Below are 6,879 nucleotides of genomic sequence, written 5' to 3'. Positions count from 1 at the left end.
CGACGACGCGCACGCTGCGTTTGTTCGAGGAACGGATCGGTCAGTTCCTGCAGCAGGCGCGGACGGGCCGATGAAAGTCAGCGCCGATCAGCTGATCTTCTCTGTTAAGCTGTTCGTCGCGGGCATGATCGCATTCGCGATAGCGGTGCGGATCGGCCTGCCCAATCCTTACTGGGCACTTGTCACCTGCTGCGTCTGCATGAACCCCATGAGCGGGGCGATCCGGTCGAAGGCCGTCTATCGGTTCACCGGAACTTTCTGCGCCGGCTTCGTCACGCTTGCCATGGTCGCGCTGTTTGCGAGCGCGCCGCTGCTGCTGATCGCGGCGTCGGGAATCGTGGCAACCCTGGCGTTCGGTATTTCTTTCCTCGACCGCACGCCGCGCAGCTACGGCTTCCAGCTTTTCGCGATCACGCTCATGCTGGTGGCCGTCGCCGGCGTGGATCATCCGGAGATCATGTTCGATACCGTTGTGGCGCGGGTCAGCGAAATCACCCTCGGCATCCTCGCGACGACCCTCGTTGACGGCGTGATCGCTCCGCGTTCTCTTGAAGGTGCGCTACGCGCGCGCTTGCATCGCTGGCTGCCCAGCATCGAGACCTGGGCGACGGATGTCCTTGATGGCCATGAGGCGGACGCCCAAGGAGAGCATGACCGGCTAAAGACGCTGGCCGACATCACATCCCTGTCACAGCTGACCGGAGCGCTGCGCTACGATCCGACGATCCATCGCGATGACCTGCGGCACGCGCTCGCGATCCAGCAACGCCTGCTGCGCATGGTCCCGCTCCTTTCCGCAATCGGCAGCCGCATCGCGGGCCTTGGCGAAGCGGAGCGCTTGGCCCTCCGACCCTCTCTCGCCACGGCCAGGGCCCATCTTGATGCCGGTACGGAACCGCCACCCGATCTGGCCGATGCCGTGCGCGCGCTTCCGCTCGATGCCAGTGACGCGCGCGCGTGGCAGCAGCTCATTCATGATGCGCTGGCCGACATGCTGGCCGAAATGCTGACGCTCTGGAGCGAAGTTTCGCGGATCGAGGCGGCGTTGAGCGGAAAGGCGAAGCTTGCGCCCGCGCTCGCGCGAACAGTCAGCGAGACGCGGGCGTTTCCGCTCAACCCCGACATTGATCACGCTGCCCGGATCGCGGCGGGAATCCTCGTAACCTACGCCCTCCTCTGCGGGCTCTGGTATGCGACGGGCTGGCATCAGGGCGCGAACGCGGTTCTGCTGGGCACCGTAACGCTGGCCTTTTTCGGTGGCGGCGACGAGCCGGGCCGAGCGATCGGAATGTTCGCGCGTTTCGCCCTGCTAGCGACCCTGCTGGCGGGGATCCTGTGCTATGGCCTGCTCCCGCTCGCCGCCGATTTCTCGACCTTTGCGTTGATGATGGGCCTGTTCATGCTGCCGCTGGGCGTCTGGGCGGCCGTCAATCCGATGGCGACGCTAATCCTCGCCTTCGGGCTCAGCAACATCAATCTCCAGGGCCATTATTCGCCGCCCGATTTCGGAACCTTCGTCGAGGCGAGCGTCGCCAGCATGCTGGGCATATTCACCGCCATTCTCGGCGCCGGCCTGTTCCGTACCTGGGGCGTGCAGCATCAGCTTCAGCGCGTCCTCCGCATCGAAGCGCGCGAGATCGCGCGGCTGAGCCGGTCGCCCAGCCGACGGTTGCGGGACAGCTATGTCCAGCGGGCGCTCGACCGCATTTCGGTGGTGACGGCGCGCCTTGCCGCAGCCGGGCAGATCGAGCGGAGCGCCGGCCTGCTCATCCGGCTGCGGGTCGGCGCGAACGTCGCCGACCTGCGCTCGATGGGCAACGCGCTTCCCGCCGATGGGCGGCAGGCGACGGATCGGGTTCTCGATCAACTCCGCAGCGAGTTCGACAAGCCGCAGCCGTCGTCCCGTCTGCTCGCGCTCATCGACGAAGCACTTGATGCGCTCTGGCCGGGAGATGGTTCGCCCGGCGCTCGCCCCGACCGCGCCATTCATGCCTTAGCGGGTCTGCGCATCGCCCTGTTCGAGCGCGCGCCGGCCTGGGTACCGGCGACATGATCGGCGAAATCGACATCGCGGGCGTGTTCGTTTCGCCGCTGCTCCTCTGCGCGATCCTCGGCTTCGCGATGCGCCTGCTGCTGTCGCGGGTGCTCGAGTCCATCAGCTTCTACCGCCTCGTCTGGCAGCGCCCGCTGTTCGACACCGCCCTGTTCCTCATCCTGACCGGCACCGCCTTTCTGGCTCTACGCCTTGTCACCGCATCCTGAAGTGCCCGCCATGACCCTAGATCGCGATACCCTCCTCCGCCTGCTCAAGCCCTTGCTCACCCTGCTGGTGGTGGGTGCGGGCGTGTTCGTCTTCTGGCACCTCTATAATTACTACACCTACGCGCCACAGACGCGCGACGGGAAGATCAGGGCGGATGTGGTCCCTCTCGCGGCAGACGTGTCGGGCCGGGTCGAGCAGGTCCACGTTCGCGACAACCAGGTGGTCAGGCGCGGCGACATCCTGTTTACCATCGACCATGTTCGGCTGCGCAATGCCGTTGAGCAGGCCGAGGCCGCTGTCGCCACGGCACGGGCAACGTTGAACGCCGCCGAACGGGAGAACCGCCGCTATCAGGCCCTCTCTGATATCGTCTCGGGACAGCAACGTGACGACCGCCGCTCCACCGCCGAGGAGGCCCGCGCACGCTATGCCCAGGCGATCGCTGATCGCGATCTCGCCCGCATCAATCTGGCGCGCGCCGAGGTGCGTGCGCCGGTCAACGGCATCGTCACCAATTTCTCGCTCCGTCCCGGCGCGTATGCGGCCACCGGGCAGCCCGTGATGACGCTGGTCGATTCCGACAGCTACTATGTTGCCGGCTATTTCGAGGAGACGAAGCTTTCGCACATCCGCCCCGGCGTCCGCGTCACGATCCGGGTAATGGGCGAGGATAGGCCGCTTTCTGGCCATGTTGAAGGCCGATCGGCGGGCATTGACGATCGCGAACGGACGACCGCGTCCGGAACGCTACTCGCGAATGTCAATCCCACCTTCAGCTGGGTCCGTCTTGCCCAGCGCATCCCCGTGCGGATCGCCATCGACAAGGTGCCGCCCGGCATCGATCTGATCGCGGGCCGGACGGTCACCGTGACGCTCAATGGCGCGGAAAATGCGCTCGGCCCCGGCCGGAGCGAATGACGATGGGGCGCGTCGGAACGAAAAGGCCGCTCGGACTGATGGGCGCGCTGATGCTCGCTGGCTGTGGCACGGTCGGCCCCAGCTATCGGGCGCCGCCCTTGCCCGCAGGCATCTCGGATCGGCCCGCAAGCTTTGCCGAAGGAAAATCGCCCGCCTATTCGGCTGAACCCTTGCCCCAGCGCTGGTGGCGCCTCTACGCTATTCCCCAGTTCGATGCGCTCGTCCAGGAAGCGATCGAGGCAAACACCGACCTCAGGGTCGCGGCGGCCAATCTCGAACGCGCGCGCGCGATTGTCCAGGAGGTCGAGGCCGGCGCGGGCGTCCAGACTTCCACGGCGGGCGGCGTATCGGTGGGCGAGCCGTCCAATCTCGGTCTCGGCTCGCCCAACGGGACCCATGCGACATTCGACGCCGGCGTCGGCATATCCTATGAACTCGACGTCGTGGGCCGGATTCGGCGCACGATCGAAGCCGCGCAGGCGGATGCGGAAGCGCAGGCCGCCGCCTATGACCTTGCGCGCACGACGGTCGTGGCCGGAGTGGTCGGCGCCTATGGAGATGCCTGCGCGGCCGGCGCGCGGATGACCGTTGCGCGCCATTCGGTCGAACTGCAGCGGCAAAGCCTCGCCCTCACCGAAAGAGGCGTGCGCGCCGGCCTCTACACGTCGCTCGACGCTACCCGCTCGCGCGCGCTTCTGGCTCAACTCGAGGCAGCGCTGCCGCCGATCGAGGCAGGCCGCAAAGCTGCACTATTCAGTCTTGCCGTGCTGCTCGGCCGGACGCCCGAAGATTATCCGCCCAATCTCGCGACCTGCCGGATCATCCCTTCCGTCGACCGCCCCCTGCCGATTGGCGACGGTATGGCGCTGATCCGGCGCCGGCCTGACATCCGCGAAGCTGAACGCCGGCTCGCGGCTGCGACGGCGCGCATCGGAGTGGCGACGGCGGACCTCTATCCGAGCGTCAGCCTCGGCGCATCGCTCGGCACGACCTCGCGGAGCGTGGGCGGGCTGGTCGACGATTCGGCGTTGCGGTTCAGCTTCGGCCCGCTCATCTCGTGGTCCTTCCCGAACCGACGCGTCGCCAGGGCGCGGATCGCGGAAAGCGATGCAGCGGCGCGCGCGACGCTGGCGGCATTTGACGGCAGCGTCCTCGCAGCTCTCCGCGAAACCGAGACGGTCCTCAGCACCTATGCCCGTGATCTGGACCAGAATGCAAAGCTCAGGCGCGCGCGCGAAGAGAGCCGGAGGGCTTCCGGGCTCCAGGCCCGGATAACCGGGGGCGGTCTTGGAACAGGCCTTGAACTGCTCGACGCGCAGCGAAGCCTTGCCACGGCCGAAGCAGCGCTGGCGGCCTCGGATGCGTCCATCGCCTCGGATCGCGTTCGGCTGTTCCTTGCGCTCGGCGGCGGCTGGGAAGGAGCGATGGCGGGGCGATGATGACCGAGCCTTCGCGAGGCGTACGCTCCGCGGATGTTTGATGGGGCCGAATTACAGAGGAGCAGCCCCGCCTCGATAGGTATCCTTTGTGCTGACGGATCAGGTCCCGGTGCCCCTCCACGCCGCAACTGACGCCATGGTGGCGGGAATTGAACGATCCGCTGCTCGATCAACTGATTTGACGGGCGCCGTTCTCCAACCCGTCGAATGATATCGCCGAAGCGCGTGTTCGGCACCCGGCAGCCTGATCATGTGGTGGGGTTGGTCTCGCCTCATGGATATCCAATTCGGCACGATGCTCGCCAATGATGCACTTGTGGGTTGTTTAATCGCATCACGGTCAAGGCAATTTCGATCTTCGTCGATCTATGGTTGTGAGGTCGTAAGCTTGGCTGGTTTTACAAGCGGCCCCATCTTCTGCCTGCGGGTGATGCCGTCTGTCGGGTACAAGGTCGTATACGCGGTCAGGACAACTCCCCGCGGGATAGATCTTCGTCGGACAGAAATTCTATTCAATCACACGTCGAGGCCGATAAACTGCTCTGTGGTTGTCTCCGGTCCGATGTTGCGTCCGGCTATGCGGTCGTGAATCCGTATTTCATCCTATCGGGGGCAACCCCCGTCAAAGACATCGCAATCGCCCCGGGGCGCGTTACCCCGCGAAACTCTGTATAATCGCAAGGGCAGCAGGATGGATGCCGAACAGGCGGGTTGCCCTGTGCCAAAAGTCATCATTGGCGGTGGGCAGGGCCGCCGATTCTTGTATTGGCAAGTCCGGACAGATACCATCATTATTTGCTCATAAGGGCTGAAGCTTGACTCCCAGCTTCTGTCCATCCCAGTCCAAGCGACTTCTGTATGGCAACATAGCTGGCGGTGAGGGCCGCAACCGCACTGTGCAGGTTTGCCTCTGCAAGCCGCTGCTGGCGGTCAGCCTCAAGAGTGTCGCCTCTCGAAATGACCTGCCGCGCATAGCGCTGCCGCATCAGCGTTGCCGCTTCATCTGCGGACCGCTTGATTTCGGCAAATGCGGCGACGTTTCGCCTTTGCTGTGCAAAGCGCGCAAGCGACGTCTCCGCGTCCTCAAGCGCGCCGAGCACTACCTGCCTATATTGTGCCTCGGCTTCATCGCGACCAGAGCGTGCCTGCGCTATCGCCGCTGACGTTCGTCCAAAATCGAGCAAGCCCCATTGCAGCTGAGGGACGGCGATGTTGGAAATATTGCCCAGATCTACCAGGTCTCCGATGGACGTGCCGCCAATCCCGAGAATCCCCATGAAGCTGATTTTCGGAAAACGAGCTGCTTCCGCGACCCCTATCCGGGAGGTTGTGGCGGCGAGATTGCGCTCCGCAGCGCGGATGTCGGGACGACGGCGCATTAGCGCCGAAGGGTCTCCGATCGACACCCGCGCAGGGGGGATCGGGATATCGCGCCGTGGCGTCAATAGCGGATCGAGAGATCCCGGCGCTTCACCGGCGAGAACCGCTAGCGCATTCATATATATTTCGATCTCAGCATCGGCCGCGGCGAGATCGCTGATCGTGGCCTGAACCGCGCGGTTCGCTTGGCCGACAGTGAAGGCCGGGATTGTGCCTTGCCCGAAACGCTGCCGGGCTAGGGCGAGTTGCTGGCGCTGAAGGTCGAGACCTCCCCGAAAAGCAGCGGCGCGCTGCTGCCGGTCACGAAGATTGGTATAGGTCTGCGCGACTTCAGCGCTGAGCTGAACCTTTGCGTCTGCAACATTATACGCCGCTGCCGCCGCCAGCGCGTTTGCCGCTTCGATTTTTCGCACCTGCCCGCCCGCGAGATCTATTTCCCAGTTTGCGTTCAGACCAAGGTTGTAGAAACGCAGAGACGTGTCCGCATCCTGGGCGGATGAAGGTGCCGGAACAGGTGTGGGTAGAGTACTTCCTTGACTGGCCTGGAGATCGATCCCGGGAAGATCAGCAAATATGGCCGCGCCCTGAGCACCAGCCGTCGGCAGGCGGTTTGCTCGCTCCTGGCGTACAGACCCACGGGCTTGGCGAAGTCGGGCCTGCACAACATCAATCGAGGGATTCGCGACAAGAGTGCGCCGCTCGAGCTCATCGAGAACCGGATCTTGCAGCGTCGTCCACCATTCGGCGAGTTCGGGCTCGCTGGTCGACGCATCCGCTGGTTGACGAACGAATGTCGGCCGCGGCGCGGCTTGGCCGAGCTCTGGTGGTCCGGAAGAGTCCGGGCCGACCACACATCCACCAAGGAGCAGCGGAAGGATG

Annotated in this window: 5 protein-coding genes; 4 read left to right on the top strand and 1 reads right to left on the bottom strand. The window is 64.7% G+C overall.

Annotation, left to right across the window (positions count from 1 at the left end; all coding sequences use genetic code 11):
• Nucleotides 1-70 precede the first annotated feature (70 nt).
• Genes VMR39_RS21830 through VMR39_RS21815 form a run of 4 tightly spaced genes read left to right on the top strand, consistent with a single transcriptional unit; the run spans nt 71 to nt 4,620 of the window.
• Nucleotides 71-2,053 carry an FUSC family protein gene (locus VMR39_RS21830; protein ID WP_325419059.1) on the top strand — a complete coding sequence of 661 codons (1,983 nt, stop codon included), beginning with the start codon at nt 71-73 and terminating at the stop codon, nt 2,051-2,053.
• Nucleotides 2,050-2,262, top strand: a complete 213-nt coding sequence (locus tag VMR39_RS21825; RefSeq protein WP_024018728.1) for a DUF1656 domain-containing protein — start codon at nt 2,050-2,052, stop codon at nt 2,260-2,262. The genes VMR39_RS21830 and VMR39_RS21825 overlap by 4 nt, the downstream gene beginning before the upstream one ends.
• Before the next feature lie 10 nt (nt 2,263-2,272).
• Nucleotides 2,273-3,181, top strand: coding sequence for an HlyD family secretion protein (locus VMR39_RS21820; protein ID WP_024018729.1), 909 nt, complete (start codon nt 2,273-2,275; stop codon nt 3,179-3,181).
• Entirely contained in the window at nt 3,178-4,620 is a 1,443-nt protein-coding gene (locus VMR39_RS21815) for a TolC family protein (protein ID WP_325419053.1), read from the top strand. Before VMR39_RS21820 ends, VMR39_RS21815 begins: the two co-directional genes overlap by 4 nt.
• A gap of 791 nt (nt 4,621-5,411) precedes the next feature.
• Here the strand turns inward: VMR39_RS21815 and VMR39_RS21810 are convergent.
• Nucleotides 5,412-6,879, bottom strand: a 1,468-nt coding sequence (locus VMR39_RS21810) for an efflux transporter outer membrane subunit (RefSeq protein ID WP_414712573.1), incomplete at its 5' end; no start/stop codon positions are given.

Origin of the sequence: Sphingobium sp. (assembly GCF_035511395.1) — a bacterium.
GTDB lineage: Bacteria > Pseudomonadota > Alphaproteobacteria > Sphingomonadales > Sphingomonadaceae > Sphingobium.
This window is presented reverse-complemented; position numbering and strand designations above follow the sequence as displayed.